This is a genomic window from Eubacterium sp. 14-2 (assembly GCF_000403845.2).
Classification (GTDB): domain Bacteria; phylum Bacillota; class Clostridia; order Lachnospirales; family Lachnospiraceae; genus Petralouisia.
Window position 1 is genome coordinate 1,862,309 of record NZ_KE159567.1, and the last position, 25,896, is coordinate 1,888,204.

Here is a 25,896-nt window from a genome sequence, read left to right on the forward strand (position 1 = left end):
AACCAGTATGGGTTTAATGGATTTATTTAAGAAGAAAACCTCCGGGGATATTGCCAAAGACCGATTAAAATTACTGTTGGTTTCCGACCGCGCAAACTGTTCTCCGGATGTGATGGAAATGATAAAAAATGATATTATCCAGGTAATCTCAAAGTATATGGAGATTGATGCAGACGGACTGGATATTCAGATCACCCAGACAGAATCAGAGGGGAACAACGGGAATGTACCTGCACTGTATGCCAATATTCCTATTAAGGATATGAAGCATCCCAATAATTCCCAGTAATAGAATGCAGAAATTTGGATAAAGGACCGGAATTATGTTGAAACAATATCAGATTAAAAACTACAATTTTCGTTTGGTAATTTATGTGGTGGCGCTTACCATGCTTGGAATCAGTGTAATTGGAAGCGCCCAGAAAGCGGTGCAGTCGAAACAGGTGTTCGGACTTCTGCTGGGACTGTTTGTGATGGTGATTGTCTCCATGATTGATTATTCCTTTATTCTGCGTTTCAACTGGCTGATTTATTTTTTCAATATAGGGCTTCTTTCGCTGATTACCTTTCATGTATTCGGACATCAGGCCGGAGGAGCAGGACGCTGGATTGAGATAGCAGGTTTTCGATTCCAGCCTTCTGAACTGTCAAAAATCCTGTTGATTCTGTTTTTTTCCTGGTTTTTTTCGAAGTATCAGGAGAAACTCAATACACTGCCTGTGATTCTGATTTCCGGAGTTCTGATTTTTATTCCCTGGGTCATGATTGAGCAGCAGCCGGATTTGTCAACCAGTATTGTTGTGGCAATAATTTTTATTGCACTCTTGTTTTTGGGCGGATTAAGTTATAAAATAATAGCAGGCGTGCTGGCGGTGCTGGTTCCGGCCGGAACGCTGTTCATTTACCTGATTCTGCAGCCGAATCAGCAAATTCTTGATAATTATCAGTGGCGGCGTATTATGGCCTGGCTGCAGCCGGAAAAATACGCGAAAGACGCATATCAGCAGCAGAATTCCATTATGGCTATCGGTTCCGGACAGCTGTGGGGGAAGGGACTGAACAATGATACGGCCTTTTCGGTAAAAAATGGAAATTATATTCCGGAGCCTCAGACAGATTTTATTTTTGCAGTTGCCGGAGAAGAACTGGGATTTGTGGGAGGAGCCGCCATATTGCTGCTGCTGCTGTTAATCGTAATCGAATGCATTTTAATTGGGAGAAAGGCAAAAGACTTGTCCGGCCGGCTGATCTGCGGCGGAGTCGCTGCCTGGGTTGGATTTCAGACGTTCGTTAATATTTGTGTGGTAACCGGACTGATGCCGAATACCGGTTTGCCGCTGCCCTTTGTCAGCTACGGACTTACCTCACTGGTGAGCCTGTTTATTGGGATTGGACTTGTATTGAATGTAGGGCTTCAGCCTCTAAAATACAGAATGGAGGGTTTTTAGAATGAATATTGGATTAATCGCACATGACTCGAAGAAAAAATTAATGCAGAATTTTTGCATTGCGTATCGGGGGATACTCTGTAAAAATGAGCTGTATGCAACAGGAACCACCGGAAGGCTTATTGAAGAAGTAACGAATCTTTCGATACACAAATATCTGGCAGGACATCTGGGAGGTGCCCAGCAGCTTGGTGCCCAGATAGAGCATAACCAGGTTGATCTTGTAATTTTTCTGCGAGACCCTCTGACGCCGAAATCACATGAGCCGGATGTCAATAATGTGGTTCATCTGTGTGATACCCATAATATTCCACTGGCAACCAACCTTGCCACAGCAGAACTGTTAATCAAATCACTGGACAGAGGAGATTTAGAGTGGCGTGAAATGTATAAATAGAAAAAAATCAGTCAGAATTGCGGGGTTTATGCTGTCCCTGGCACTGCTTTGCGGCTGCGGGGAAAAGGTAACGGTTGAACATGCCTATGACATTGCGGAAAGTCCCGGAATATACGGACTTACTGTGGAAAGTGACAGCGGCGCCGTATCATCCAGTACCTTTTTTGCAGAAGAACTCTGTGTGGCAGGCAATGAGAATATTTTAAGTGAAAACGTGACAGATTCTCTTTCTCAGGCTGCCGGGCTGTTTAATTTAGAAGAAAATAAAATGGTTTTTGGAAAAAATGTGCATGAGCGGCTGTATCCGGCAAGTACCACCAAGATTCTGACTGCTTATGTGGCTATAAAGCATGGGAACCTGACAGATACTGCCACGGTGACGGAAGCGGAACTTCAGCTGGAGCCGGGATCATCTGTCTGCGGGCTGAAGGTGGGAGAAACCACCACACTGGAGCATTTACTGTATGGCCTGATTCTTTGCAGCGGAAATGACGCTGCAAATGTCATAGCAGATCTGGTTTCCGGAAGCACGGAAGAATTTGCAAAGCTGATGAATGAAGAGGCAAAGGCTCTGGGCGCCACCAATTCCCATTTTGTAAATGCCCATGGTCTGCAGAATGAAGAACATTATACCACCGTGTACGATATGTATCTGATTTTTCAGGGGGCCATGCAAAAGGAAGAATTTGTAAAAATTATCAGCGCTTCTTCCCATACCGGAGAGCTGACTGACGCTTCCGGTCAGGCTGTTACAAAAGAATGGAAGAGTACCAACAAGTTTCTGAACGGAGAAAAAGAGGTACCGGAAGGGATTCAGATTGTCGGAGGAAAAACAGGGACCACCAGTGATGCAGGCTCCTGTCTGGTGCTCTTCAGCAGGAAAGGAGAGATTCCTGTTATTTCCATTGTTTTCAAGGCGGATAATGCAGACGGCCTTTATGAAGAAATGACAGAATTACTAAAAGAAATTTGAATTAGCAGTTGAATTTCCTGTAAATATATACTATAATTACCATATTAAAAGCATTATTGTCATGCAAAATTGAGAATGAACTTTGAAATTTTGGGGAGGGAGTTATCTATTTTGCATAAATTCGGCTGAGACTAGGAGGAGATTGTCATGGTACAAATTATAGCTGGCGAAAAGGGAAAAGGTAAGACAAAACATTTATTGGAGAGGGTAAACGAATCGGTAAAATCTGCCACCGGTAATATCGTGTATCTGGATAAAAGCCAGAAGCATATGTATGAGCTGAGTAATAAAGTTCGTCTGATTAATGTTTCGGATTATATGATTTCAAATTGTGATGAATTTCTGGGATTCCTCTGTGGGATTATCTCTCAGGATCACGATCTGGAAGAAATGTATTTAGACAGTTTCCTTACCATTGCAATGTTAGAGGGCAGCGATATCAGCCATGCTATCGCAAAGCTGGACTCTATCAGCGATAAATTCCGTGTTAATTTTGTTTTAAGCATTTCCATGAATGAGAGAGACCTGCCTGAATGTACCAAAGGTAAGGTAATCGTGTCTCTGTAGAACGATCAGAAAAAGCGGACAGGTCCGCATCCACATGAAGAACATATACAAAAGGGGTTATCGAGTACGCAGCGATAACCCCTTTGATTGAAAATATATTCGTTTCCTGCAGAAAATTCTGCCTGATGTCAGGCTTCGTTGATGGAACGGATACGTCCAAAAACGCTGCAGAGATACAGACCGCCGATTCCTACGATTCCATAGATAATCCGGGTGAGCCAGCTCATATCGCCGAACAGAAATGATACCAGGTCAAAACGGAATAAACCGATCAGTCCCCAATTGACTGCGCCTATAATCACAAGCGCCAGCAGTGTGTAATCCAAACCTTTGGTATTCATATGCATTCCTCCTTTTACATGAATTTAGTATTTCCAGACGAAAAAAAATCATGTTGGAAATTCATGGTACTTGAGTTTGTGCTTTCAAAATGATAGAATATCTGTAACTTTCCATTAGGTACAACCACAGAAACAGGACTTAACATTTATGGCAAAAAAAAATAGCAAAAAAGTTGTAAAATTTCACAGAGCATCTCATTTCAATATAGGTGTTGTTGTTTTTCTTATTATTTTTGTATATATGGTTTACAATATTTTCCAGTATTTTACTGCAGGACAGGTGGCAGTCTATGAGGTAACGCAGGGAACCATTACTCAGAATCACACGTATACCGGCGTTATTCTGCGGGAAGAAAAAGTGTTTCAGGCGGAGAATTCCGGTTATATCAATTATTATAACCGGGATGCTGCGAAGGTCAGTGTTAATACCTATGTGTATTCTGTGGATGAAAGCGGAGATTTTTATAAGGAAATTACCAGTCAGAACGACGGGCAGCTTTTTTCCGAAAAAGGTTCCTATGATGAACTGGAGAAAACAGCATCAAATTTTGTGCTGGATTATTCCAACGAGGACTTTTATAAGGTATACACGTTTCAGTATGATATGGAAGCGGAGCTGATGGAAGCCATAAGCGCCAATGCTTTGTCCAGTCTGGACCATTACCAGGAGGGGACTTCCGGATTCCATATCCATCAGGCTTCAGAGCCTGGCATAGTGGTATATAATACAGACGGTCTGGAAAATGTGACGACGGAAAATTTTACAAAAGATATTTTTGACGCCTCTGCCCATCAGAAAAAAAATCTGATTTCCAGAGAGCAGGTAACTGCCGGAGAACCTGCATATAAGATGATTACCAGTGAAATCTGGAATCTGGTCGTTCCGGTGGAACAGGAACTGGCTAACGATCTGGCCAGGGAGTCTAATATCCAGGTGGAGTTCAAAAAAGACAATTCCACTGCCTGGGGAGTTTCCCGGATTTTAAATCAGGAGGATGACTGGTATCTGATACTGACCTTCCAGAATTCCGCTGTCCGGTTTGCTGCAGACCGCTATCTGGACGTGAAACTGCTGCTGTCAGATACGAATGGACTGAAAATACCAAATAAGGCCCTGACGAAAAAAGATTTCTTTCTCATACCAAAAGATTTTCTCACCAAAGGCGGGGATGACGGGAACAGCGGTGTTACACGCCAGTATAAGGACGACGAGGGCAAAACTGTTATGGAATTTACGGAAGTTACGGTTGCGGAAGAAACAGAAGACAGATACTATATTGCAAATTCTGCTCTGAGTAAGGGGGATATTCTGATAAAATCAGATTCCAGTGACAAATTTACTCTGTCGGAAACGGAATCTCTGCCGGGAGTGTTCAATATTAACAGAGGGTATGCGGTATTCCGCAAAGTGGAGATTCTGTTTCAGAATCAGGAATATACCATTGTGGATACGGGAACCAGTTACGGCATTTCTCTTTATGACCACATTGCGCTGGATGCCTCGTTAATTAAAGAAAATGAAATTATTCGATAAGTTACCTCAGGAGGATGATATATTATGGTAAAAGAAAATTTATTGCAGGTACAGGAAAATATCCGGAAGGCATGTGAAAAATCCGGAAGGAATCCGAAGGAGGTAACGCTGATTGCCGTCAGTAAAACCAAGCCCGTTCCCATGCTGAAAGAAGCATATGAAGACGGAAGCCGGGAATTCGGAGAAAATAAAGTACAGGAAATTATGGATAAATATCCGGTTCTGCCACCTGACATCCACTGGCATATGATTGGACATCTCCAGAGAAATAAAGTAAAATATATTGTGGATAAAGTATGTCTGATTCATTCTGTGGATTCCTTTCGTCTGGCAGAGGAAATCAGTGCACAGGCAAAGAAGAAACGGGTGGAAGCGGATATTCTGGTGGAAGTCAATATTGCTCAGGAAGAAAGTAAGTTTGGTACTTCCAGGGAAGAGGCTTTTTGTCTTGTGGAAGAAATTGCCAGGCTTCCCCATATTCACATCAAAGGCCTTATGACAATTGCTCCTTTTGTGGAGAATCCGGAAGATAATCGGGAATATTTTCGCCAAATCCGGCAATTATCTGTTGACATAATGCGGAAAAACATTGATAATGTAAGTATGTCTGTGCTCTCCATGGGCATGACAGGTGACTACATGGTAGCCATAGAAGAAGGAGCCACCATGGTTCGCGTTGGCACAGGTATTTTTGGTGAACGGAATTATCAGAAGACCTGTGAAACTGATTAAAGGGAGACTATTATGGGAATGCTGGATAAATTTTTAGATGTTATGAGGCTGAATTCAGATGATGACGATTTTTATGACGACGACTTCTATGATGATGATTATGAAGAAGAAAAGCCCAAACGGAAGAGTTTTCTGAAAGAAAAAGAAGCAGAAGACGAAGAAGATGATTTTGAAGAAAAGCGTCCTCGTCCGGTAAAAACGCCGAAAGTGACGCCCATGCGCCCTTCCAAAAGACAGGCAAACGGTATGGAAGTATGTGTAATAAAGCCCACCACAGTGGAAGATGCACGGGAAATCACAGAGACATTGCTGCTGAACCGGACAGTTGTATTAAATGTGGAGGGTCTGGACGTGGATATCGCCCAGCGTATCATAGATTTCACTTCCGGTTCCTGTTTTGCCATCAGCGGCAATCTTCAGAAAATTTCCAATTACATATTTATCATTACTCCGCCCAGCGTGGATATTTCCGGTGATTTTGCCAATATTATGGATGCCTTTGACGTACCTGCCATTCAGAGGGATTTTTAGAAAATGGCAGAGATGACAAGGGACGAAAAATTACTGGCGAAACGTTTTATTGATTTATCCAGACAGGCACAGCAGAAAAACATCGTTGTATTCAGTGAATTTTTAAATTTAAACGAATTGAATATTTTCCGCCGCCAGGGTCCTGAACTCTGCTGCGACTTTGTATTATCCGGCGGATATGAATTAAGTGAGCGTCAGATGATTGCATTTTTACCTGATGCTCTTTGTTATACCTGGAAATTTCCGGTTTCCTGTTTGAAAGTCACACCTGTAAATAAAAAATTTGCAGAGGAACTGAGTCACCGGGATGTGCTTGGAAGCCTGATGAATCTGGGACTTGAGCGTTCCAGGCTGGGGGATATTCTGGTGGATGAACATGCGATTTATGTATTCTGCCATGAAAAGAATGCAAAATACATTATGGAAGAACTTACCAGAATACGTCATACCACAGTTTGTACTAAACTGGCTGAACCAGGGGAAATTTCCCTGGAGCCGAAAAAAGAATCCGGGGAGGGAATTATAACTTCCAACCGTCTGGACAGTATCATTGCATGTCTCTGTAAAATATCACGTTCTCAGGCCAGCCAGTGGATTCGGGGCGGGCGGGTGTTCATCAATAACAGGGAAATTCTTCAGACCACTTATGAATGTAAAGAGCAGGAACTGATTTCCGTGCGTTCCCTGGGGCGGTTCCGGTTTCTGGGCTGCAGGGGAGAGACACGGAAAGGACGTATGAAAATACAGTATGAAAAATATATCTGAATTGAGGAATGATTATGGGAAAAACAATAACAGTTTCTTATGAGGGAAAACCATGTTACAATATTGAAATTCAGCCGGACTTCAGTATGCTTGCGGAACAGTTAAAGGGACTTGGATACGGCAGGAACCGGGCATGTATCATCACCGAATCCAATGTGGAAAAATGGTATCTGGAAGAGCTGAAATCACTTCTGGAGCCAGTTTTTTCCTGCTGTACTTCTTTTTGTTTTCCGGCAGGAGAGGCCAGCAAGAATACAGATACCGTAGGAGCAGTTTACCGTCATCTGATTCAGAATTCCTTTGATCGTAAAGATGTGTTAATCGCTCTGGGCGGCGGAGTGGTGGGAGATTTAACCGGGTTTGCGGCAGCCACATACCTGCGGGGCATTGATTTTGTACAGGTTCCCACTTCTCTGCTGGCACAGACGGACAGCAGTATTGGAGGAAAAACCGGAGTGAATTTTCAGCAGTATAAAAATATGGTAGGGGCCTTTTACATGCCGAAACTGGTCTATATGAATATTTCTACCCTGAAAACATTACCGGAACGTCAGTTCACTGCAGGTATGGCGGAAATAATCAAACATGGATTTATCAAAGACCGCAATTATACGGATTTTATCCGCAGCCGCAGCCGGGAAATCCTGGCACAGGATTATTCTGTTATGGAGGAAATGATTTACAGAAGCTGCCGGATTAAAGGAGCTGTGGTGGAACGCGATCCAAAGGAACAGGGAGAACGCGCTTTGCTGAATTTTGGACATACCATTGGACATGCCATTGAAAAATTGTCGGATTTTTCCCTGTGCCATGGAGAATGTGTGGCCCTTGGCATGGTAAGCGCCGGTTATATCTCCTGTCTGAAAGGAACTGTTTCCCAGGAACAGCTGGAAGAACTGAAAACAATTCTGCAAAGCTGTGGATTACCCACATCTCTTGAGGGTTTTTCTCACAGCCCGGAAGAAATTCTGGCAGCTACAAAACTGGATAAAAAGATGGAGTCCGGAAAAATAAAATTCATCCTGCTGAACGCCCTGGGAGAATCTTATATCACGAAGGAACTGACAGATTCTGAAATTTTAGAAGGGATAAGATATATTTTATGAATATAAAAAAGCGAAACAGTTGTATCATCTATGCAGTCAGTACCATTTTGCTGCTGATGCTGGATCAGATTACAAAATATCTGGCAGTCATCCATTTGAAGGACAGCAGTTCTCTTATACTGATTCCGGATGTTTTCCAGCTTCATTATCTGGAAAACCAGGGTGCGGCATTTGGCCTTATGCAGGGTCAGAAGCTGTGGTTTGTAATCAGTACGCTGCTTATGCTTATGCTGATGGTTCTGGTATATTTCCGGATTCCCATGGATAAAAAGTATCGCTGGCTCCGGTTTATACTGGTTCTTTTAACCGCAGGGGCACTGGGAAATCTGATTGACCGGCTGCGGCTGAATTATGTAATAGATTTCTTTTATTTTGAACTGATTAACTTTCCGATTTTTAATGTGGCTGACATCTATGTCACTGTGGGAATGGCGCTTTTGCTGATACTGGTTCTCTTTTATTATAAGGAAGAAGAACTGGAGGTGCTCTGGCCTTTCCGCAAAAGGAAACATGAGCCAGAAGAAGGACAGGAGTAACAGGAGGCAGAGCAGTGGAGGACTTTTTTTCTGAAAATACGGATGCAATATGGGAAGAGGAATTCGAAGGGGATTTGCAGGAGAATCAGGCGCAGGACTCAGATCCGTTCCGGGAACAGGAACAGAGCAGCATACAGGAATATCAGGTAAATCCGGAGCAGAGCGGAGAGCGTCTGGACAAATTTCTCTCTGAAGTCTGTAAAGATTCCTCCCGTTCCTTTCTTCAGAAACTGATAAGAGAAGGCCAGGTTCTTGTTAATCAGAAATCTCAGAAATCCAATTACCGGGTGTCTGAAAAAGATCTGATACAGCTTACAGTTCCTCCGGCGCAGGAGCCGGAAATTCTTCCGGAACCGATTCCTCTGGATATTCTTTATGAGGACGCTGACCTTCTGGTGGTAAACAAGCCCAAAGGCATGGTGGTACATCCATCGGCAGGTCATAGCTCCGGCACTCTGGTAAATGCAGTGATGTATCACTGCAGGGACAGCCTTTCCGGGATCAACGGCCATATACGGCCTGGTATTGTACACCGGATTGACATGGATACCACCGGAGCTCTGATTGTCTGCAAAAATGACAATGCCCATATCAGGATTGCAGAACAGATTAAGGAGCATTCTGTTACGAGGCGTTACCTTGGAATCGTAAAAGGAATTGTGAAACAGGATACGGGTACCATTGAAACCACCATTGGCCGGCATCCCGTTGAACGCAAAAAAATGGCAGTTAATGTGGCAAATGGCAGGAGAGCAGTGACCCATTATCAGGTCCTGCAGCGCTTTTCAAAACACACTTATATGGAATTTAAGCTGGAAACAGGACGTACCCATCAGATTCGTGTTCATATGGCGGGCATGGGGCATCCTCTTCTGGGAGACAGTCTCTATGGAAACGGAAAGAACCCCTGGCACCTGCAGGGCCAGACACTGCATGCTGCAGTCATAGGATTCATTCATCCCACCACCGGAGCATATCTTGAAGTAACAGCTCCGCTGCCTGAGTATTTCAGGCAGCTTCTGGAGAAGAACCCTCTTTGAAACCGTATATACATTTTGAAGGGACTGTGGTATAATATTTTTAAGGAGAGTCCTTTCTTTAACGAATCATCCGAGTTATGGGAAGGCTTCTGCTCAGGAAAAATGACATATCAGACTGATGACAGAACAGATGGAAAGGTGGTATATGTATGGAACAATTTGTAATTACCATTGGACGGGAATTTGGCAGCGGCGGTCTTGACGTAGGACGGATGCTCTCGGATAAATTAAAGGTAAAGTGCTATGACAAGGAATTACTTTCCATGGCTGCAAAAGAAAGCGGATTATGTCAGGAAATTTTTGAAAATCATGATGAAAAGCCAACCAGCAGTTTTCTCTATTCGCTGGTTATGGATACTTATTCTGTCAGCGGGTATGCCTCTGCACCTTTTCTGGATATGCCCCTGAATCATAAAGTTTTTCTGGCGCAGTTTGAAACCATTAAGAACCTTGCAAAAAAGGAATCCTGCATTATTGTGGGCCGCTGTGCAGATTATGCACTGGCTGAGCATCCAAACTGCATTAATGTTTTCATCCATGCAGATATGGAATTCCGCATTGACCATATTATGAAAACTTTCGACCTTTCAAGAGAAAAGGCCACGGATATGATTCATAAAACGGATAAGAAACGTGCAAGTTACTATAACTATTATTCCAGTAAAAGATGGGGCGATTCCAGAAGCTATCATTTAACACTGGACAGCAGCCAGCTTGGACTTCAGGGTTGCGGTGAGATAATTCTGAACTATATGGATATTCGAAAAAAATACCAGAAGGAAGCTGCATCGGCGAAGCCGAATTAAAATGCAGCGACTGATATGCCGCCGACGAAGGGAGGGGGCAATACAAAAAAGGAAGCTGCATCGGCGAAGCCGAATTAAAATGCAGGCGACGTCATGCCGCCGACGAAGAGGAGGGGCAATTCAGTTATCTTCCTGAAAGATACTTCCGGAAAATTTTCCTGCAAGTTTGCGGCGTTCATCGTCAATGGCTGCGTAGTGCTGGCGTGTTGTTTCGACGCTTTTATGGCCCAGTGCATCGGCTACCAGATAAATGTCGCCTGTTTCTTTATAAAGATTCGTCCCATAAGTGCTTCGCAGCTTGTGGGGCGTAATTTTTTTATTGATTTTTGCAGCGTCCGTATATTTCTTTACCAGTTTTTCCACAGCACGGGTAGTAAGCCGGCTGTATTTCAGAGAGAGAAACAGTGCATTTTCATGTTCCGGCAAGGCTTTTTCTGCTAAAATGGGACGTTCCAGTTCCAGATAATCCAGTAATGCATTGCTTACTTCCTCTCCAAAGTAAACCATGGACTCATTTCCGCCTTTTCGTACAACCCGCATACCATAATGTTTGAAACTCACATCATTGATATCCAGTCCCACGCATTCCGATACCCGAATGCCTGTTCCAAGCAGCAGAGTCAGAATGGCAATATCCCGATATTTTGTTTTCTGGTGGGAGGCAAGCTGCTTCGCAGTGAGAGAACTTCCGTTTTCCACTGTGGAAATCAGTTCTGCAACTTCATCCTTGTCGAGACGGATAATATTTTCTTTATGCTTTTTCGGGGTTTCTATCATGGAAGGAGCATTTGTTTTGATAAATTCCTTTTTAAAATAGTAATTATACATGGTACGGATGGCCGAAAGTTTTCGGGACTTCCCTTTTTCACCATTGGTAACAGCCTGTCCGTCTCTTTTTTCGTAATAGGACAGGTAGGCCAGATATTCCTCAATATCTACCGGAGTCATTTCATCCAGTACGGATATGGGAATGTCATGCATGGGCATTCTGGCATATACGGGATTATTTTCCTGTATAAATTCAAAAAAAATACGAATATCATATCCATAAGATAATCTGGTTCTGGATGCTGTATTTCTGGTATCCAGGTACCGGAAAAAATCTCCGCAGAATTTTGGAAGTTCCTTTAACAGGCCCTGTAATTTTCGTTTGTTTTCCAGATTAATTTTTTCAACATAATCCATGAAAAAAATCCTTTCTTTTCCGTTCCTTCAAAAGCTGGGGAATCCTGTGAGCAGTTTGCTTTTCTAACATATCAGTTCGTAAAATCAACATTTCGCGAACTGATATGTCGGGAAGCGCTGTGTACTATTTCTTCTGAATCCAGTAATATGGTAAAGGGTCCGTCGTTTAGCAGAGAAATTTTCATATCAGCGCCGAAGGCCCCGGTTTCCACTGCGGGAATCTGTTTTCTGCATTCAGAAATAATGTATTCGTATAAATCTTCTGCCAGTTTTGGATGACCGGCTTTTGTAAAGGAAGGACGATTGCCTTTTTTACAGTCAGCATACAATGTAAACTGTGAAATTAATAATAATTCTCCGGAAATATCCTGGAGGGACAGATTTGTTTTCCCGTTTTCATCGCTGAAAATCCGCATTCCGATCAGTTTCCGAATCATCTTATCTGCAATTTCACGGGTATCCTGATGGCTGATTCCGATAAATACCAGAAATCCGTTCCCAATTTTTCCAATTATTTCCTGTTCTACGGTTACCTGCGCTTCTGTGACGCGCTGAATCATAAATCGCATAAATGCCTCCAAAAATTTCAGTGTGTATATATCCTTTTTATTATAGTCCTGTTAAATGAAAAACACAAGAAATTACATTGAATTTTATTCTGTTCCGGAAAGAAAAAGCTGAATGCCGGTACTTTTTTATGGCTGGAGATAATATGGTATAAGCAAAAACTTTCCCGCATGAATCTCGTCGCCGCCAAGGCCGTTTAATGACTTAATCTCTCTCACATATTCCTGAACGCTGTCATAATCTTCCGTCATATATTCTGAAGCAATGCTCCAGAGACTGTCACCGGATTTAATTTCAATACTTGTATAGGATTTGAAACCGGTGTCTGCTTCTGCTGCTGCCGGCGTTTTCCGGTGAAACAGAAGAATTCCTGCAAAAATACAGCAGATAAGAATCATTCCTGTCAGAAACAGAGCCTTCTTATACTGATAAATTTTCATGAACTGACAAATTCTGATGTACAGATCAAATCTTTCTGATATCCCTTTATCTGTATTATGGTATCTCATTGTATTTTCCTCCGGGCGAACATATTTTCAGAACGTTTGTTTACACTGATTATAAATTGCGAACATACATTTGTCAAGAGAATTTGAGAACAAATTTTCGGAATATGTGTTTGCATTTCAGAGAAATGTGTGTTAAGATAAAAACAGTTAAAGTTTGGGAGGTACGATTATGGCATATGGTAAAATAAGTGAGAAACAGAAAGAAATCCTGGAATATATCAAGAGCGAAATTCTGAATCGGGGCTATCCGCCCGCAGTGCGTGATATCTGTGAAGCTGTTCATCTGAAGTCCACATCTTCTGTTCATTCTCATCTGGAAACACTGGAGAAGAATGGTTATATCCGGAGAGATCCCACCAAGCCAAGAGCGATTGAAATTATAGATGATACCTTTAATCTGGTGCGCCGTGAAGTGGTGAATGTGCCCCTTCTGGGACGTGTTGCTGCCGGACAGCCGCTGTTGGCAGTGGAGAATATTGAAGCCTATTTTCCCGTACCTTCGGAATATATGCCCAATGAGGAAAGTTTTATGCTTCGTGTAAAGGGAGAAAGCATGATAAATGCAGGCATTTTTGACGGTGATAATATTCTGGTCCAGCGTCAGTCCACTGCATCCAACGGGGATATGGTAGTTGCACTGGTGGATGATTCTGCCACTGTGAAAACCTTTTATAAAGAGGACGGTTATTACCGCCTTCAGCCGGAGAATGATTCCATGGAGCCAATTATTGTAGAAGAATGCTCTATTCTTGGAAAGGTATTTGGAGTATTTCGTTTTTTTGAATAAAAAAGAATGCGCATGGCGCATTCTTTTTATCTTACAGGAAAGACCCTGTCACGCTAATGTGTGAAAGTATTTCCCGTAAGACAAAACTGTCCTGCTGCTGCAAGGACAGTTCCTTCTATATTTTATAAATCTTCTGCTGCAATCTTTTTGCCGTCTGTCCAGATTCGTTCCAGGTCATAAAACAGACGATCCTCTTTGGAAAATACATGAACGATAATATCGCGGTAATCCATGAGAACCCAGCTGGAGCTGCGGTTGCCTTCGATTTGTTTCGGTGTATGGCCGGCTTTGCCCAACTCTTCCTCTACAGCATCCACCATAGCCTGAATCTGGTTGACATTTCCTCCGGTTGCGATTACAAAGTAATCAGCCAGCGGAGAAATTTCGCTGATGTCAATTACGCGTACTTCTTCTGCCTTTTTTTCACTTAATGCATGGCAGGCAGCCTTTGCCATTTCACGGGAAATATCCATTATATGTCCTCCTGTTTTGCCTGATTTTTAAAATACTGATAAGCCTCTATGGTCATGGGATCAAGTTCACCGCCTTTTCTTTTCAGATAGTCCAGCGTATCGGAAAGGATTTTCAGCATGGTCCGGTCCAGATCTTCAAATGCCATTTTCCGTACTTCTTCCAGATGCGGCGCTTTGTCCCGGTTTGGTTCAATATAATCAGCAATATAAATAATTTTGTCCAGCATGTTCATTTCCGGCGCTCCGGTTGTATGCACCTGAATGGCATGAAGGATATCTGCGTCTTCTGTTTCGTAGTATTTTTGCGCAAAAAGAGCTCCCAGCTTTGCATGAAGCAGAAAAGGACTTCTCTCCTCAGAAGGGGAAATGGGGATATCATATTTTTTGCACAGTTTAAATTTGTCCCGGTTGGAAACGCATTTTGCACAGTCGTGCAACAGTCCTGCATACATGGCCTGCTCCAGATCGGCATGGTATGCCATTGCCAGTGCTGCGGCGGTATACATCACGCCAAGGGTGTGTGTGAACCGTTCCTTATCCAGTTCCTTTTTCAGTTTCTTCTCGATTTCCGTTCGTTTCAACTTCTGCTTCCTCCCCTTCATATAAATGATGTTTTCTGATATAAGATTCTACTGTTTCCGGAACAAGATATCGGATGGTTCGGCCATACTGCAGTCTCCTGCGGATATCCTGAGAAGATACTTCCAGATTGGGAGTATCCAGCGGAAAAAATCTGTCCTGGTATTTTTCATTCAGGTATGCAATTTGCCGGAAAAATCCTTCTTCCTGCCTGTGTTTGCGGCAGGCCGCCAGAATACGGCAGCTTTTCAGGATTTCCTCTGGTTTCCGCCAAAGCTCAAAATCAAAGAGTGAATCTGCACCCAGAATGAAAAATAATTCCGCATTTGTATAAGCTTCCTTTAATTTCTGCATGGTAACATAGGTGTAACTGGTTTCCTGAGATTCCACTTCCATCTTATTCAGTGAAAATACAGGGTTGTCGGCAATAGCCAGAGAGACCATCCGGCAGCGGTGAAGGGAATCGGTCACATACTGTTCCTGCTTGTGGGGGGAATGGCCTGTAGGCAGAAATAATACTTTTTCAAGATTGAACTGTTCTCTGGCATTTTCTGCAATCATCAGGTGGCCGTAATGGATGGGGTCAAAGGTTCCGCCCATAATCCCGATTCTTTGTACTGTGTTTTTTTTCATAATACACCCCTGCTATTTCGGCAGTTGAATTTTCGGCTCCTTTTTTGCGGGACGGTATAATATAATTTTCTTTCCGATAACCTGGACCACCAGAGCGTGGGTGCGTTCTGCCAGGGTGTCAGCAATTTCATTGGGATTGTCGAAACAGTTTTTTAATACGGAGAGCTTTATCAGTTCTCTTTTTTCCAGTGCTTCGTCCACCGCAGTCACCATTTCCGGCGTCAGACTTGATTTGCCCACCTGAAAAATAGCATCTCTGCTGTTGGCCAGGCCTTTTAAATACGCGCGCTGCTTACTTGTAATATTCATGACATATCCTTTCTGAGGTCTTATTTGTAGTAATCAAATTCCAGTCCGTACATCCGTACGGTATCTCCTTCTGAAATTCCGGCTTTCTCCAGATCTTCCAGAATTCCCTGTTCCCGCAGAAATTTCTGGAAAAACAGAAATCCTTTTTCTGAATCAATGTTGGTATATCCAAGCATTTTTTCGATTTTCGGACCTTCTACCACATAGACATCGTCTTCTTCACTGTATTCCACCGTATATGCTTCTTCCTGCAGCATGACGGTCTCAGGGAAGAACTCCTGCTCATAGACGATGGGAGTATCATCCATACCGGAAAGAAGTTCATTTACATAGTACAGCAGTTCCTTTAATCCCTGCCCGCTGACAGCAGATATGGGAAAAACCCGGATTCCCTGGGATTCAAATTCTTCTTTTAATATGGGAATGGCACTTTCTGATTCATCATAGATGGCGTCTGTTTTATTTGCGGCAATGACCTGGGGCTTTTTTAACAGTTCCGGATTGTAGTTTTCCAGCTCCTGGTTGATGGCATAAATATCTGCCACAGGATCTCTTCCTTCGACAGAAGCGGCATCTACCATGTGAATCATAACTCTGGTACGTTCAATATGCTTCAGGAAAGCATGACCAAGCCCCACTCCTTTTGAAGCACCTTCAATTAATCCGGGAATATCTGCAATCACAAATCCTCCGGTGCCTTCCAGGTCTACCACGCCCAGATTGGGATTTAATGTGGTGAAATGATAATTTGCAATTTTGGGCCGGGCATTGGTTACTCTTGACAGCAGCGTGGATTTCCCCACATTTGGAAATCCTACCAGTCCCACATCTGCAATTACTTTCAGTTCCAGACGAACTTCCAACTCTATGCCGGGCTGTCCGGGCTGGGCGTATTTCGGCGCCTGCATGGTGGCAGTGGCAAAATGCTGGTTTCCAAGCCCCCCTCTTCCGCCTTTTAGAATAATCTGATGTTTGTTCTCTCCGGACATATCTGCAATTACCCTGTCGCTTTCCGCGTCACGGATAATGGTTCCGGCAGGTACTTTTACAATAAGATCCTCTCCGTTTTTTCCATGGCAGTTGCGTTTCTTACCGTCTTCTCCGTTTTCAGCCGCATATTTTCGTCTGTGTCTGAAATCGGTAAGGGTATTCAGACCTTCATCCACCTGAAAAATCAGGTTTCCTCCGTGGCCCCCGTCGCCTCCGTCAGGCCCGCCGTTGGGAACGTATTTTTCCCGCCGGAAAGAGACGTGTCCATCGCCGCCTTTCCCTGATTTTATTATTATTTTTGCACTGTCTGCAAACATGATTTATACCTCATAATTGTGATAAACAACTTTTCATTTTTAAGAAAAATTTTGGCCGAATGAAAAGAATAGACCCGGCTATTCAGTCGAGTCTATCAGTCGTATCATGCAATCTACTGTTCGTTGCCTGCTACTGGATATACGGAAGCCTGCTTTTTGTCTCTTCCTTTTCTTTCAAATCTCAGAACGCCGTCAACCTTGGCGAATAATGTATCATCTCCGCCCTTTCCAACATTCACTCCAGGGTGAATTCTGGTTCCGCGCTGTCTGTATAAAATATTTCCAGCCTTAACAAACTGTCCGTCAGCTCTTTTTGCACCTAACCGTTTAGATTCGGAATCTCTGCCGTTCTTGGTAGAACCAACTCCCTTTTTATGAGCGAAAAACTGAAGATTCATATTCAACATGTTCTACACCTCCTCGAATGTAAGCGAAACATACTTTTTGCCGTAATTTTTCTGTATTCCCTGTAAACCCAAAACCAGTGAACGGAGCAACAGCAGGGAGTGTTCGGAATATCCCTCTTTCAGGGAAAAATCAATCAGTCCCGTATCGGCGTCTGTTACCAGCCGGAACCTGTCTGATACAAGCTGTTCCACAGAGTTGATGGTATTTATTACCAGAACTGAAACTGCGGCGCAGACAATATCCTCTCCTGAGACAGCGTATCCCGCATGCCCCATACAGCGAAATGCTGTGTAATCCTGTTCTCTGTTTTTATAAACCGTGATACAGATCATAATATTCCTGTCACTTAACCATTAATCTTTTCAATCTTTACTTTGGTGAAGGACTGTCTGTGACCGTTCTTCTTGTGATAGCCGGTTTTTCTCTTATACTTGTAAACGATGACTTTTTTTCCTCTTCCGTTTTCCACTACAGAAGCCTCAACTGTTGCATTTGCTGCGTCTGTTCCAACTTTTAAAGAACCGTCGTTTACTGCCAGTACATCGTCAAAAGTAACTTTCTCACCAGCTTCCAGACCAAGTTTTTCAATGGTAATGATATCGCCTTCGGATACTTTGTACTGTTTACCACCTGTTGCTATAATTGCGTACATATGGCACCTCCTATTTATCATTACTCGCCAGTTATGGTGCTGCAATTGCAGTCTTTTAAACCTCACTGTGCGGCATACTCATAGAGAATAGCATAAAAACGATGACAAGTCAATGGCTTTTTACCTGTTCTGCCAGAGATTTTTTCACTTTTTTCCGTGTTATTTCCACAAGGTTCAGTTTTGTCCGGTCCACTACCTGAACGGGAACGGAATCTGAGCGGACAGCGCTGCGCAGAGTCTGCATCAGCAGTTCCTGAGATTGGGTGGACTTCATATCAATGAAATCAATAATAATAATACCGGAAAGGTTGCGGAGCCTGAGCTGATGTGCAAGTTCTTCGGCAGCTTCCAGATTAATTTTAAGGTAATGTTCCTGCGCCTGTTTTCCGGAAATACTTTTTCCGGAATTTACGTCTACTACCGTTAAGGCCTCTGTGGGCTGGATAATCAGGTAGCCTCCGGACTTCAGCCACACTTTTTCCTGAAGGGCCTCTTTCAGCCGGATATCAAGATGATAAAGTTTGTTCAGGCTTAACAGGTTATCTTCATAAAAGGTAAGTTTCTCTTTTTCTTCCGGCTGCATATGTTTAAGATAAAGGGCTGTTTTTTCAAAGAGTTCCGGATCATCGGTAATTACCTTTTCCAGTAAGGAGCGGTTCAGTCCCTGAAGGACATGGAGATATTCCGGCGTACTCTCTTTCAGACAGGAAAAAGTGGTGCGGCAGGGGGCAGTTTTCTTAAGATGTATAAATTCTTCCTTTAATTTTTGATACTCTTTTAAAATCTCCTGTCTGGAAGCAAATGCTGCATTTGTGCGTACAATAATACCATAATCACTGTTTTCCTCAAAAGTCAAATCCTGCTTTAATTCCTGCCTCTTTTTTTCGTCCAGTTTTCTGGAAATTCCGAGGGTGGTATTCTCGCTGGTCAGAACAAGATAATTTCCGGTGAGATTCAGGTTGGTGGTAACTTTGGGTGGTTTGGATTTGCTGCTTTCCTGAGCTATCTGAACCACAAGTTCATCCCCCTGTACCAGCCTTGGGCTGTTGATTTTCTTTACATAAAGGGGCTGTTTCAGTTCTTCCAGCGGATAGTAACAGGGAATGCCCGGTGCAATCTCGATGAAAGCGGCATTCAGATTTTTTACGATATTTTTCACTCGTCCCACATAAATATTTCCCAGAATACTCTGCTGCCCATCCGGTTCCAGATGAAGCTCCAGTATTTTTTTATCCTGATAAAGTGCAGTTGCAATATAAGTTCTGCTATTCCACTGCAGTCGGGTTATCAGTAATGTCGTTCCCATAAATAATGTCCTCGCCCAGTTCTCCCAGCGTTAAAAATTCCGGAAATGCTGTCTTTTTTTCCGCATGGGACTGCTTTAACTGTTTCAGGTAATTTTCATATGCTTTCCGCTCCTGTTCCCCTTTTACAGGAATTTCCTCCGATTTTGCATAAACTTCAAGGCGGTGTACCTGAAAGCTCAGAGGTTCGTAATCCAGGCCGCAGAATCTGCAGAAGGCTTCCAGTACAAGTTCCGGTTTGATATTGTCGCTGCTTCCGGTGCATACCTTCAGGAAAATTCCCAGGTGGCCGGCGGGAGACTCTTTCAGATCCGGGTATTCTTCTCTGAGGTTTACCCCCTTCATCTCATAGATTAAGGGCTTTAAGTTTAACTCCATCCGGCTTTTTTTTGTCTGTTTGGTAATCAGGATTTCCGGCTGCTTTTCATAGAAATCATGAATCTGTGATTTTAAGTTTTCCAGGGAGGAAAAAAGAGCGTTATGTTCCTCTCTGGCGTATACCAGATAATCGGCGGCCGCCACAAGGGACATGGAGGTTTTGGCTGTATCCGGCAGTTTTCTGTATTCCAGAACAGAGATGCCTTCCACCATTGCACGGTTTAAATTTTCCAGGGATTCCCGGCTGGATTTGGAGGACTTTACTGCGATATCAAAATATTCACCGTCGCTGGTAACTCCCAGGCCCAGGGGCGCTGCAAAGGACATAATCTGATGAGGGCTGTAGCCTTCGGAATAGGCAATGTCAATCCCTGCCCGCCGGATGGCTTTCTGGAAATAACGCATCATATCCAGATGTCCCACAAATTTCATGACTCCGTATTTCTGAAACTTAATTCTGATGTTCAAAGCAGACACCTCCTTTCCATGCGGCAGCGCCGCAGCCGCTGCACTGCTGTCTGCAGTTTGGCGTCACTTCCCCTGTCTGCGCCCGTTCCCACTCTTTTTTCAAAAATTCCTTTGAAACGCCGCAGTCGATAAAATCCCAGGGCAGGATTTCTTCGGTATTTCTGGTGCGCAGGTTATAAAAATCAATGGAAATGCCGCATTCCTCAAAGGCTTCCATCCATTTCTGACTGTCAAAAAATTCACTCCAGGCATCGAAAATACAGCCTTTCTCATAGGCCTTTAACAGAACCTGTCCCACTCTCCGGTCTCCTCTGGCAAATACCCCTTCCAGCACAGTAACGTCAGCTTCATGCCAGTTGTACTTTAAGCTCTTCCGGTTCAGCTGTTCCTTTACCTCGTCATTGACTGTTCTGGCACAGGCCAGATAATCTTCCTGTTTCAGCATGGGCGCCCATTGAAAAGGCGTAAAGGGCTTCGGCACAAAAAAGGAAGTGCTGATGGTAATCTGGCATTTGCCTTTGCGCCGGTCTTTTGGTATTTCATAATATTGCCGGGCAATTTTATCTGCAAGTCTGGGGATTTCCTTTCGGTCTTCTTCCGTTTCGGTGGGCAGACCCAGCATGAAGTATAATTTCACCTTCTGCCATCCTCCAGTAAAAGCAAGACCTGCCCCTTCCAGAATCACTTCTTCGGTGAGGCCTTTGTTAATTACATTTCTCAGCCTCTGAGAGCCTGCTTCCGGTGCAAAGGTCAGGCTGCTTTTTCGAATATCCTGAACCTTATTCATAACTTCCAGAGAAAATGCGTCAATCCGCAGGGAAGGCAGGGAAATATTGACGCCCTGTTCTCTGACGTCCATCAGATAACGGATCAGTTCAGGGAGATGGCTGTAGTCACTGGAACTTAACGAACTTAAAGAGATTTCTTCATGTCCGGTGCTTTGAAGCATTTCACGGGCGCATTCCTTTAACATATTCACGTCCCGTTCTCTGGTGGGACGGTAAATCATACCTGCCTGACAGAACCGGCAGCCCCGGATACAGCCCCGCTGGATTTCCAGTACCACCCGGTCCTGGGTTGCTTTTAAGAAAGGAACCAGAGGCTTACGGGGATAATGGGTGTGGCTTAAATCCATCTGAATTTCTTTTTTCACAGTGGCGGGAACATCTTCATATTTTGGACAGAATTTTGAAATGGTTCCGTCCGCTCCGTATTCTGTCTGATAAAGGGAAGGCACATAGATTCCCGGCAGACGGCTGGCGGCGCGCAAAAATTCCCGGCGGCCTTTGCCCTGGGATTTGATGGATTTGTATAAATCAAACAGGTCGTCGTAACGTGTTTCCCCTTCTCCAATGTAAAACAGGTCAAAGAAATCTGCCAGCGGTTCCGGATTATACGTGCAGGGGCCGCCGCCGATTACAATGGGATGTTCTCCGGTACGGTTTTCTGCCAGAAAGGGAATCTGGCTTAAATCCAGAATCTGCAGAATATTGGTGTAACACATTTCATACTGTATGGTAATACCAAGAAAATCCATGTTTCGGACCGGTGACTGGGTTTCCAGTGTAAACAGCGGAATCTGCTGTTCTTTCATGATTTTGTGCAGATCGCTCCAGGGAGAATAGACCCGCTCGCAGTATACGTCCTCCCGTCTGTTAAACATATCGTACAAAATCTGGATGCCCAGGTGGGACATGCCGATTTCGTATACATCCGGAAAACACATGGCAAAACGGATGGCCGCGGCTTTTGGATTTTTTCTGACCATATTGACTTCGTTGCCGATGTATCGGGCAGGTTTGTCAATGTTCATCAGTATTTCATCGCTCAGTGCTAATTGTCTCATATTTTTTCATTCCTTTTCAGAGTATGTCACTCAGACCATTATAGCAATCCCCTTTCCTTTTCGCAACAGAAAAGTCCGGGGGCTTAGCGATATTATCTGCTTTTTATCTGGATTCGGAAGGCATTTTTTCCATACCGACATGGAAAACCTCTTCCAGTTCCTCCAGCGGAAGGGGGTTCCATTCCAGCTGTTTCCAGACATCCTGAGTCTTATATTGCTGAAAAGTAATCTGTTTCCGGTCGCAATAGACAAAAGCCGCAAAAATCAGGACAGCTATCATGGTCCGCAGGCCAAGACTGGAAAAATGAATTTCTTCCTGCCGTTCTTCTCCCGCTGGGGCGCCTTTTCTCCTGTCCGAATCCTCCCGGTAAAAAGATTCCCGGATTCGGTTCACATAGTCTCTTCGTTCTGCAACAGTTTCATTCATAGATTTTGTCATGGCTTCTCCTGAAAAACTCTTTGTTACAGTTTAGTTGAAAACCACTGGAAAAATACATGTTTTTTCAGAATTGTCCGTTTTTTATCCGTACAGCTGCGTCTCTCACATGGCATTTCAGATATTCCACAATATCTGAATCATTCTGCCAGTATGTTTCTGCAAATTTTACCGTGACTTTTTCCAGTTGTGCCGCCAGTTCATCGTAAGTCAGGGATTCGCACATGGCTTTCGTCTGACGACGTTCGGATTCGGTAAATCCTGCTGTATCCAGGGGTTTTTTCAGCATAATATGGACCATCAGGTTTAAAAATATGGGATTCCCCAGATTTTCCATGCTGTCTTCGGAGTTTCCGAAAGAATCTTCCAGTACCGTTCTGATATAGGAGGGCTCCAGCTCCTGTAAAAAGCGCTGTTCCTGATAAAGGATTTTCAGATATTTGTATACCGCATCCACACCTGAATATGCGCTGAGATCTGCAGGAACGGGATAATCCAGCATGATAATCGTATCCATGGGGGCATATTTCATATCATACCATTTCAGAAATTCCGGGATTCCCTTTAATATGGTATCCTGCAGGCAGATATTTCCGTACCACCGGAAGAAAGGTGTCAGGGAATTATAGAGCTTTCGCAGAGCTTCTGCTTTTTCTCTCACGAGACGACAGCCATGCTCATAAGCCTCTCTGGCTGTGATATGGTTTGCCATAAGCGTTCCGGTTCCGGCAGTTTCGTATTCCCGGATACAGTACAGCACAGCTTCCATCAGCTGCTCTGCTCTTTCATAGGTGACAGAGGTACTCTCAAAGCCTGTATACTGTCCTGCCAGTTCTGCCACAATTGGAATCAGCTCTTCCATTTCAAAATTTAATCTGCACATAATTTTTCTCCATTCATTGATAAAACAGTTAAACAGATAGTTTTTATATTCTGATTCGAGAACAAAGTGGGCAAGCCCACTTCAACTCCCCTAACCCCTCACTCATGAGGGGCTTGCACATTTTGCCGCGCCGAGCACAATTGCGAAGCAATATTTTACCTCTTGTGCGAGTGCGCATATTATTTTTTGTCTTATAGGAAAGACACTTTCACGCTTTGGCGTGGCAAGGTATTTCCTATAAGATAAAATATCAGGAAAGAAGACTGTACAGTGTGTCCAGATATACTTCTCTGTCCCAGCGCTGTACTTCGTCGAACTGCTGATACTCTCCATAACCGTCGCTTTTTTCGTATCCATGGTAACCTGCCCGGACAGCCTGAGCAAAGACATTCAGGCAGGTGCCTTCCAGGTACTCCAGATCCCCGGAACAGACAGTTTCAAACTGTTCTTTCATGAAATGGAGAAGTTCTGTGTCAGTAATCTCATCCAGCATTTCGTTTTTACACTGATAAAAGATTTCCTGCAGGTGAATGAGTGTGTCGGTGTAATTATCTGCTGTAATATAGTCGGAGTCACAGAATTCATAAATGATTTTCGGAAGGATGCTGCCGGATAATTCCACGCGTTTCTGCTCTTTCAGGGTCTGTTTCTGTTCCGTGACTAGCAGTTCCACCTCTTCCTGTGTCAGTGTAAGGCCAAATTTTTCCGTATACTGATTGGTTTCCAGTACCTGTGATATCTGCATTTTTCTGCCTGATTCCATGAAATATTCCATCAGGTTCCGTTTACTGTTATGATCCATGGCAGTTCCTCCTTGTCAGCTGATGGGTAATATGTTCACAAGTGCCCTGTGAACAGTAACGTGGTATAATATAACATGGATATTTTGTCATCTCAAGTCTGGAAAAAAACGTATTTTTGTGGTATAATAAAGCAAAGAAAGAGGCAATGAACAGGAGAGAAAAAACGATAATCCAAAGTGGCCGGTTCCCTCAGTCTGGAGGGAACCGGCCACTTTGCTGCGCCGGGTGCGGTTACGCAGTGATATTTTCCATGCACAAGTGTGCATAATTTTCTTTAAGTCAGTCAGGTTCCATGGTTTCGGACTTCTAGCGCTGGTTCAGCTCTTCTACAATATCTTCCCAGGTTACTTCTTTTTCCACCATCAGTACCATCATGTGATACAGTAAATCTGAAATTTCGTATTTAATCTCTTCTTTTTCCGGATTTTTTGCTGCAATGACAATTTCTGTAGCTTCCTCTCCCACTTTTTTCAGGATCTTGTCAATCCCCTTGTCGAACAGGTAATTGGTATAGGAACCCTCTTTAGGATGAGCTTTACGGTCCTGAATGACCTCATAGACCTCTTCAAATATTCTCAGAGGATTTTTGGTGGTAAACTCCTTTTTGACAAGTTCCTGGAAAAAGCAGGTCGTATTACCTGTATGGCAGGCTGCTCCTACCTGAGAGACCTTCGCCAGAAGAGTGTCTTTGTCACAGTCAATGGTCAGGGATTTTACATACTGATAATGGCCGGAAGTTTCTCCTTTAATCCAGAGTTCTTTCCTGCTTCTGCTGTAGTAGGTCATTTTGCCAAGAGACAGGGTGGTATTAAAAGATTCCTCATTCATATAGGCCATCATCAGCACTTCCGCTGTCCGGTAGTCCTGGACGATTACCGGAAGGAGCCCGTCGCTGTTCAGCTTAAATTCAGACCAGTCCATGGAGGATTCAAATTTTTTGGTTTCGATTCCCTCTGCAGCCAGGGTCTGTTTCAGTTCTGTGATATAGGTGTCGGGATTGCTGATATAATCTCCGCCGATTCCTGTGACACAGTCTTTTTTCAGAATTTCCACCCAGTGGTCTTTGTTGTAACCTTCCACAAGGACACTGAAAGGAAGGTCTGTAATATTTTCCAGAGATTCAATAATGTTTTCATTCAGTACAACCAGTTTGTGAACATGTTCTTCTACTTCTTTTTTATGTTTAAACATTAAATCCACGTTTTCCATGGAAATCAGCAGTTTTTCCCGGCCAAACCGCTGAGCGGCGTCCTCTGCAAGCTGGACTGTTTCATATCTGGAACTGTCTAAAATAGTTCCTCTGCAGCCAGCATAAAGTAATTTCTTAATGTCTTCCAGTCTTGTAATGGTTCCGGCTCCGTAAATGGGAATTTCCACAAGCCGGCTCAGCTCTTTTATGGTGTGGAGGTTGGTATCATGCTCTTCGTCTGTTTCTGACAAATCAAAGATGTAAAGTTTATCCACACCGCTGTCGTTATATATTCTGGCCAGTTTTTTCCAGTCCCCGGCACATTCCGGATTTTTTTTCCCTTTGACTGCCATGCCGTTTTTCAGGTACATGGTGGCAATCAGGTTCTTATGTTCCATATCTTC

33 protein-coding genes are annotated in these 25,896 nt (G+C 43.6%); 14 read left to right on the forward strand and 19 right to left on the reverse strand.

Features of this window, described 5'->3' with window-relative positions; all coding sequences use genetic code 11:
- Window positions 1-7: 7 nt before the first annotated feature.
- The 5 genes from minE to C805_RS15700 all read left to right on the forward strand — a co-directional run bounded on the left by minE (window position 8) and on the right by C805_RS15700 (window position 3,385).
- Complete coding sequence (gene minE, locus C805_RS15680; protein WP_016214882.1) at window positions 8-289, forward strand: cell division topological specificity factor MinE; 282 nt, start codon at window positions 8-10, stop codon at window positions 287-289.
- Between the two features lie 34 nt (window positions 290-323).
- Window positions 324-1,448, forward strand: coding sequence for an FtsW/RodA/SpoVE family cell cycle protein (locus C805_RS15685; protein WP_016214883.1), 1,125 nt, complete (start codon window positions 324-326; stop codon window positions 1,446-1,448).
- A gap of 1 nt (window position 1,449) precedes the next feature.
- Window positions 1,450-1,845, forward strand: a complete 396-nt coding sequence (locus tag C805_RS15690; RefSeq protein ID WP_016214884.1) for a methylglyoxal synthase — start codon at window positions 1,450-1,452, stop codon at window positions 1,843-1,845.
- A complete protein-coding gene (locus C805_RS15695; protein ID WP_016214885.1) occupies window positions 1,829-2,818 on the forward strand; it encodes a D-alanyl-D-alanine carboxypeptidase family protein in 990 nt (329 codons plus the stop codon). The genes C805_RS15690 and C805_RS15695 overlap by 17 nt, the downstream gene beginning before the upstream one ends.
- 147 nt (window positions 2,819-2,965) lie before the next feature.
- Window positions 2,966-3,385, forward strand: a complete 420-nt coding sequence (locus C805_RS15700) for a hypothetical protein (RefSeq protein ID WP_016214886.1) — start codon at window positions 2,966-2,968, stop codon at window positions 3,383-3,385.
- Window positions 3,386-3,513: 128 nt separating this feature from the next.
- Here the strand turns inward: C805_RS15700 and C805_RS15705 are convergent, their stop codons facing one another.
- Complete coding sequence (locus tag C805_RS15705) at window positions 3,514-3,726, reverse strand: DUF378 domain-containing protein (protein WP_016214887.1); 213 nt, start codon at window positions 3,724-3,726, stop codon at window positions 3,514-3,516.
- Between the two features lie 148 nt (window positions 3,727-3,874).
- Here C805_RS15705 and C805_RS15710 point away from each other — a divergent pair, with 148 nt between their 5' ends.
- The 8 genes from C805_RS15710 (at window position 3,875) to C805_RS15745 (ending at window position 10,776) form a co-directional block, all read left to right on the forward strand.
- Window positions 3,875-5,260: a biotin/lipoyl attachment domain-containing protein gene (locus tag C805_RS15710; RefSeq protein WP_016214888.1), complete on the forward strand. Its 1,386-nt coding sequence runs from the start codon at window positions 3,875-3,877 to the stop codon at window positions 5,258-5,260.
- A 24-nt stretch (window positions 5,261-5,284) separates the two neighbouring features.
- Window positions 5,285-5,992: a YggS family pyridoxal phosphate-dependent enzyme gene (locus C805_RS15715; protein WP_016214889.1), complete on the forward strand. Its 708-nt coding sequence runs from the start codon at window positions 5,285-5,287 to the stop codon at window positions 5,990-5,992.
- 12 nt (window positions 5,993-6,004) lie between these two features.
- Complete coding sequence (locus tag C805_RS15720; protein WP_016214890.1) at window positions 6,005-6,523, forward strand: cell division protein SepF; 519 nt, start codon at window positions 6,005-6,007, stop codon at window positions 6,521-6,523.
- Between the two features lie 3 nt (window positions 6,524-6,526).
- Complete coding sequence (locus tag C805_RS15725; RefSeq protein WP_016214891.1) at window positions 6,527-7,288, forward strand: YlmH family RNA-binding protein; 762 nt, start codon at window positions 6,527-6,529, stop codon at window positions 7,286-7,288.
- A gap of 14 nt (window positions 7,289-7,302) precedes the next feature.
- Entirely contained in the window at window positions 7,303-8,394 is a 1,092-nt protein-coding gene (gene aroB, locus C805_RS15730; RefSeq protein WP_016214892.1) for a 3-dehydroquinate synthase, read from the forward strand.
- Window positions 8,391-8,930: a signal peptidase II gene (gene lspA / locus C805_RS15735; protein WP_016214893.1), complete on the forward strand. Its 540-nt coding sequence runs from the start codon at window positions 8,391-8,393 to the stop codon at window positions 8,928-8,930. Before aroB ends, lspA begins: the two co-directional genes overlap by 4 nt.
- A gap of 131 nt (window positions 8,931-9,061) precedes the next feature.
- Window positions 9,062-9,970, forward strand: a complete 909-nt coding sequence (locus C805_RS15740) for an RluA family pseudouridine synthase (RefSeq protein WP_031201122.1) — start codon at window positions 9,062-9,064, stop codon at window positions 9,968-9,970.
- Window positions 9,971-10,119: 149 nt separating this feature from the next.
- Window positions 10,120-10,776 (forward strand): cytidylate kinase-like family protein, encoded by a 657-nt coding sequence (locus tag C805_RS15745; protein ID WP_016214895.1) that lies wholly within the window; start codon window positions 10,120-10,122, stop codon window positions 10,774-10,776.
- Window positions 10,777-10,896: 120 nt separating this feature from the next.
- Here C805_RS15745 and C805_RS15750 read toward each other — a convergent pair whose 3' ends face one another.
- From C805_RS15750 to C805_RS15760, 3 genes are all read right to left on the reverse strand, one after another.
- Entirely contained in the window at window positions 10,897-11,961 is a 1,065-nt protein-coding gene (locus C805_RS15750; protein ID WP_016214896.1) for a tyrosine-type recombinase/integrase, read from the reverse strand.
- Between the two features lie 71 nt (window positions 11,962-12,032).
- The gene (gene dtd, locus C805_RS15755) at window positions 12,033-12,530 is read right to left on the reverse strand and encodes a D-aminoacyl-tRNA deacylase (protein ID WP_016214897.1); all 498 of its coding nucleotides are present in this window, start codon (window positions 12,528-12,530) and stop codon (window positions 12,033-12,035) included.
- A gap of 126 nt (window positions 12,531-12,656) precedes the next feature.
- Window positions 12,657-13,037 carry a LysM peptidoglycan-binding domain-containing protein gene (locus tag C805_RS15760; protein ID WP_016214898.1) on the reverse strand — a complete coding sequence of 127 codons (381 nt, stop codon included), beginning with the start codon at window positions 13,035-13,037 and terminating at the stop codon, window positions 12,657-12,659.
- A gap of 169 nt (window positions 13,038-13,206) precedes the next feature.
- Here C805_RS15760 and lexA point away from each other — a divergent pair, with 169 nt between their 5' ends.
- Complete coding sequence (lexA, locus tag C805_RS15765; RefSeq protein WP_016214899.1) at window positions 13,207-13,824, forward strand: transcriptional repressor LexA; 618 nt, start codon at window positions 13,207-13,209, stop codon at window positions 13,822-13,824.
- Window positions 13,825-13,946: 122 nt separating this feature from the next.
- On the opposite strand, the gene rsfS is transcribed toward lexA, so the two are convergent.
- From rsfS to hisIE, 15 genes are all read right to left on the reverse strand, one after another.
- A complete protein-coding gene (gene rsfS, locus C805_RS15770; RefSeq protein ID WP_016214900.1) occupies window positions 13,947-14,297 on the reverse strand; it encodes a ribosome silencing factor in 351 nt (116 codons plus the stop codon).
- Window positions 14,297-14,878 carry a bis(5'-nucleosyl)-tetraphosphatase (symmetrical) YqeK gene (gene yqeK / locus C805_RS15775; RefSeq protein WP_016214901.1) on the reverse strand — a complete coding sequence of 194 codons (582 nt, stop codon included), beginning with the start codon at window positions 14,876-14,878 and terminating at the stop codon, window positions 14,297-14,299. Before yqeK ends, rsfS begins: the two co-directional genes overlap by 1 nt.
- Window positions 14,832-15,509 carry a nicotinate-nucleotide adenylyltransferase gene (gene nadD, locus C805_RS15780; RefSeq protein ID WP_016214902.1) on the reverse strand — a complete coding sequence of 226 codons (678 nt, stop codon included), beginning with the start codon at window positions 15,507-15,509 and terminating at the stop codon, window positions 14,832-14,834. The genes yqeK and nadD overlap by 47 nt, the downstream gene beginning before the upstream one ends.
- Before the next feature lie 12 nt (window positions 15,510-15,521).
- Window positions 15,522-15,812, reverse strand: a complete 291-nt coding sequence (yhbY, locus tag C805_RS15785; RefSeq protein WP_034775639.1) for a ribosome assembly RNA-binding protein YhbY — start codon at window positions 15,810-15,812, stop codon at window positions 15,522-15,524.
- A 26-nt stretch (window positions 15,813-15,838) separates the two neighbouring features.
- Window positions 15,839-17,125 (reverse strand): GTPase ObgE, encoded by a 1,287-nt coding sequence (gene obgE, locus C805_RS15790; RefSeq protein ID WP_016214904.1) that lies wholly within the window; start codon window positions 17,123-17,125, stop codon window positions 15,839-15,841.
- Window positions 17,126-17,238: 113 nt separating this feature from the next.
- A complete protein-coding gene (rpmA, locus tag C805_RS15795) occupies window positions 17,239-17,532 on the reverse strand; it encodes a 50S ribosomal protein L27 (protein ID WP_016214905.1) in 294 nt (97 codons plus the stop codon).
- Between the two features lie 3 nt (window positions 17,533-17,535).
- On the reverse strand, window positions 17,536-17,865 hold the full coding sequence (locus C805_RS15800; RefSeq protein WP_016214906.1) for a ribosomal-processing cysteine protease Prp: 330 nt from the start codon (window positions 17,863-17,865) through the stop codon (window positions 17,536-17,538).
- A gap of 14 nt (window positions 17,866-17,879) precedes the next feature.
- Entirely contained in the window at window positions 17,880-18,185 is a 306-nt protein-coding gene (gene rplU / locus C805_RS15805; protein WP_016214907.1) for a 50S ribosomal protein L21, read from the reverse strand.
- A gap of 109 nt (window positions 18,186-18,294) precedes the next feature.
- Window positions 18,295-19,491, reverse strand: a complete 1,197-nt coding sequence (locus C805_RS15810) for a ribonuclease E/G (protein ID WP_016214908.1) — start codon at window positions 19,489-19,491, stop codon at window positions 18,295-18,297.
- Window positions 19,451-20,335 (reverse strand): TIGR03936 family radical SAM-associated protein, encoded by an 885-nt coding sequence (locus C805_RS15815; protein WP_016214909.1) that lies wholly within the window; start codon window positions 20,333-20,335, stop codon window positions 19,451-19,453. The genes C805_RS15810 and C805_RS15815 overlap by 41 nt, the downstream gene beginning before the upstream one ends.
- Complete coding sequence (locus tag C805_RS15820) at window positions 20,319-22,181, reverse strand: TIGR03960 family B12-binding radical SAM protein (RefSeq protein ID WP_016214910.1); 1,863 nt, start codon at window positions 22,179-22,181, stop codon at window positions 20,319-20,321. Before C805_RS15820 ends, C805_RS15815 begins: the two co-directional genes overlap by 17 nt.
- Window positions 22,182-22,284: 103 nt before the next feature.
- Window positions 22,285-22,620: a hypothetical protein gene (locus tag C805_RS15825; RefSeq protein ID WP_016214911.1), complete on the reverse strand. Its 336-nt coding sequence runs from the start codon at window positions 22,618-22,620 to the stop codon at window positions 22,285-22,287.
- A gap of 64 nt (window positions 22,621-22,684) precedes the next feature.
- A complete protein-coding gene (locus C805_RS25295) occupies window positions 22,685-23,500 on the reverse strand; it encodes a DUF6179 domain-containing protein (RefSeq protein ID WP_016214912.1) in 816 nt (271 codons plus the stop codon).
- Between the two features lie 250 nt (window positions 23,501-23,750).
- Window positions 23,751-24,302 carry a DUF6323 family protein gene (locus C805_RS15835; RefSeq protein ID WP_016214913.1) on the reverse strand — a complete coding sequence of 184 codons (552 nt, stop codon included), beginning with the start codon at window positions 24,300-24,302 and terminating at the stop codon, window positions 23,751-23,753.
- 307 nt (window positions 24,303-24,609) lie between these two features.
- On the reverse strand, window positions 24,610-25,890 hold the full coding sequence (hisIE, locus tag C805_RS25920; RefSeq protein WP_016214914.1) for a bifunctional phosphoribosyl-AMP cyclohydrolase/phosphoribosyl-ATP diphosphatase HisIE: 1,281 nt from the start codon (window positions 25,888-25,890) through the stop codon (window positions 24,610-24,612).
- Window positions 25,891-25,896 lie beyond the last annotated feature (6 nt).

What these genes read in the sequence shown, in the direction of transcription:
- minE (WP_016214882.1), top strand. Translation starts at nt 8, where the DNA reads ATGGGTTTAATGGATTTATTTAAGAAGAAAACCTCCGGGGATATTGCC.
- C805_RS15685 (WP_016214883.1), top strand. Translation starts at nt 324, where the DNA reads ATGTTGAAACAATATCAGATTAAAAACTACAATTTTCGTTTGGTAATT.
- C805_RS15690 (WP_016214884.1), top strand. Translation starts at nt 1,450, where the DNA reads ATGAATATTGGATTAATCGCACATGACTCGAAGAAAAAATTAATGCAG.
- C805_RS15700 (WP_016214886.1), top strand. Translation starts at nt 2,966, where the DNA reads ATGGTACAAATTATAGCTGGCGAAAAGGGAAAAGGTAAGACAAAACAT.
- C805_RS15705 (WP_016214887.1), bottom strand. Translation starts at nt 3,726, where the DNA reads ATGAATACCAAAGGTTTGGATTACACACTGCTGGCGCTTGTGATTATA.
- C805_RS15710 (WP_016214888.1), top strand. Translation starts at nt 3,875, where the DNA reads ATGGCAAAAAAAAATAGCAAAAAAGTTGTAAAATTTCACAGAGCATCT.
- C805_RS15715 (WP_016214889.1), top strand. Translation starts at nt 5,285, where the DNA reads ATGGTAAAAGAAAATTTATTGCAGGTACAGGAAAATATCCGGAAGGCA.
- C805_RS15720 (WP_016214890.1), top strand. Translation starts at nt 6,005, where the DNA reads ATGGGAATGCTGGATAAATTTTTAGATGTTATGAGGCTGAATTCAGAT.
- C805_RS15725 (WP_016214891.1), top strand. Translation starts at nt 6,527, where the DNA reads ATGGCAGAGATGACAAGGGACGAAAAATTACTGGCGAAACGTTTTATT.
- aroB (WP_016214892.1), top strand. Translation starts at nt 7,303, where the DNA reads ATGGGAAAAACAATAACAGTTTCTTATGAGGGAAAACCATGTTACAAT.
- lspA (WP_016214893.1), top strand. Translation starts at nt 8,391, where the DNA reads ATGAATATAAAAAAGCGAAACAGTTGTATCATCTATGCAGTCAGTACC.
- C805_RS15745 (WP_016214895.1), top strand. Translation starts at nt 10,120, where the DNA reads ATGGAACAATTTGTAATTACCATTGGACGGGAATTTGGCAGCGGCGGT.
- C805_RS15750 (WP_016214896.1), bottom strand. Translation starts at nt 11,961, where the DNA reads ATGGATTATGTTGAAAAAATTAATCTGGAAAACAAACGAAAATTACAG.
- dtd (WP_016214897.1), bottom strand. Translation starts at nt 12,530, where the DNA reads ATGCGATTTATGATTCAGCGCGTCACAGAAGCGCAGGTAACCGTAGAA.
- C805_RS15760 (WP_016214898.1), bottom strand. Translation starts at nt 13,037, where the DNA reads ATGAGATACCATAATACAGATAAAGGGATATCAGAAAGATTTGATCTG.
- lexA (WP_016214899.1), top strand. Translation starts at nt 13,207, where the DNA reads ATGGCATATGGTAAAATAAGTGAGAAACAGAAAGAAATCCTGGAATAT.
- rsfS (WP_016214900.1), bottom strand. Translation starts at nt 14,297, where the DNA reads ATGGATATTTCCCGTGAAATGGCAAAGGCTGCCTGCCATGCATTAAGT.
- nadD (WP_016214902.1), bottom strand. Translation starts at nt 15,509, where the DNA reads ATGAAAAAAAACACAGTACAAAGAATCGGGATTATGGGCGGAACCTTT.
- obgE (WP_016214904.1), bottom strand. Translation starts at nt 17,125, where the DNA reads ATGTTTGCAGACAGTGCAAAAATAATAATAAAATCAGGGAAAGGCGGC.
- rpmA (WP_016214905.1), bottom strand. Translation starts at nt 17,532, where the DNA reads ATGTTGAATATGAATCTTCAGTTTTTCGCTCATAAAAAGGGAGTTGGT.
- C805_RS15800 (WP_016214906.1), bottom strand. Translation starts at nt 17,865, where the DNA reads ATGATCTGTATCACGGTTTATAAAAACAGAGAACAGGATTACACAGCA.
- rplU (WP_016214907.1), bottom strand. Translation starts at nt 18,185, where the DNA reads ATGTACGCAATTATAGCAACAGGTGGTAAACAGTACAAAGTATCCGAA.
- C805_RS15810 (WP_016214908.1), bottom strand. Translation starts at nt 19,491, where the DNA reads ATGGGAACGACATTACTGATAACCCGACTGCAGTGGAATAGCAGAACT.
- C805_RS15820 (WP_016214910.1), bottom strand. Translation starts at nt 22,181, where the DNA reads ATGAGACAATTAGCACTGAGCGATGAAATACTGATGAACATTGACAAA.
- C805_RS15825 (WP_016214911.1), bottom strand. Translation starts at nt 22,620, where the DNA reads ATGACAAAATCTATGAATGAAACTGTTGCAGAACGAAGAGACTATGTG.
- C805_RS25295 (WP_016214912.1), bottom strand. Translation starts at nt 23,500, where the DNA reads ATGTGCAGATTAAATTTTGAAATGGAAGAGCTGATTCCAATTGTGGCA.
- C805_RS15835 (WP_016214913.1), bottom strand. Translation starts at nt 24,302, where the DNA reads ATGGATCATAACAGTAAACGGAACCTGATGGAATATTTCATGGAATCA.
- hisIE (WP_016214914.1), bottom strand. Translation starts at nt 25,890, where the DNA reads ATGGAACATAAGAACCTGATTGCCACCATGTACCTGAAAAACGGCATG.